At 63.0% G+C, this 920-nt stretch carries 2 protein-coding genes; both read right to left on the bottom strand.

Annotated elements, in window-relative coordinates; translation table 11 throughout:
- Positions 1-396 (bottom strand): DUF4192 family protein (locus IMZ11_RS42610; protein WP_228649279.1); only part of this gene is annotated, 396 nt, incomplete at its 3' end.
- A gap of 232 nt (positions 397-628) precedes the next feature.
- On the bottom strand, positions 629-920 hold a 292-nt coding region (locus IMZ11_RS42605), incomplete at its 5' end, for a hypothetical protein (protein ID WP_228649277.1).

The raw sequence follows: 920 nt of genomic DNA, 5'->3' as shown, positions 1-920 counted from the left end.
GACCACACCACCGATGGCGCTGTCATCGACGCACGACCAGCGACCACCGGCCGCGATCCGGTCAACGATCACCGCCTCGAACAACTGGTATCCGCGCTTTTCCAGCTCCGAAGCCACATCACCGATCAGGGCGCGCAAGTGCTCACCACACGGCGGACACGTTGCCGCTTCCTCGGACACAATGACCGCCACCGCGCCATCGGCATCCTGGTGGGCCACAAGTTCAGCCAGCCGGACCGCACCACCAGCACCCGTCGCATCGCGCAGGTCCGCGCGCATCACGGTATCCAGCGCACCGTCGCGCACCAGCACCAAAATCAACGATTCCACCGGGGCAAACCCCAATACCGCCACAACGTTGCGAACAATCTCACCCAACGCACGAATCTTGTCCATGACACTCCCCTTTCGGGATTTGTTGGGCCTGCCCCACTGGCCTGCCCTAACAACACCCATACTATCGAGAGCCACCGACAACCACGGCGTCGATGACGCGCCGACACTCGTACAAACACGTTGCCGCGCAACACATGAACACACCACCACCCCACCCCTGTGCGGGGTGGGGTGGTGGTGTGGAAAAAGCAGAGAGGGGCGCCGGCCAATATTTCAGCCGGCGCCCCGTCGCTCAGTAGTCCTCTTCAGACCACACTTCACCGCAGTACGTCGGATCGAAATCAGCCGGCGCCATCACCGGATACCGCCGATTGATCGCATCGATCTGCGGCTGCATACGCTCCACATACGCCGCCTGATGCCCCTCGCAGCGCGGATACCGCTCACCACTACCGCTCAGCGCCAGGTACTCATCGACCTCACCCACGCAGCCGACCGGCCCATCCAAGCACTCATCGAAACGTCCCGACATGACACTCCCCTTCCAGGAAAACCCCGAGCCCGCCCCGGCGGCTTGCTCAACC

This window comes from Microtetraspora sp. AC03309, from assembly GCF_020826795.1.
Lineage (GTDB): Bacteria > Actinomycetota > Actinomycetes > Streptosporangiales > Streptosporangiaceae > Microtetraspora > Microtetraspora glauca.
The sequence above is the reverse complement of the archived record's forward strand: the minus strand, read 5'-3'. Positions and strand labels throughout refer to the sequence as shown.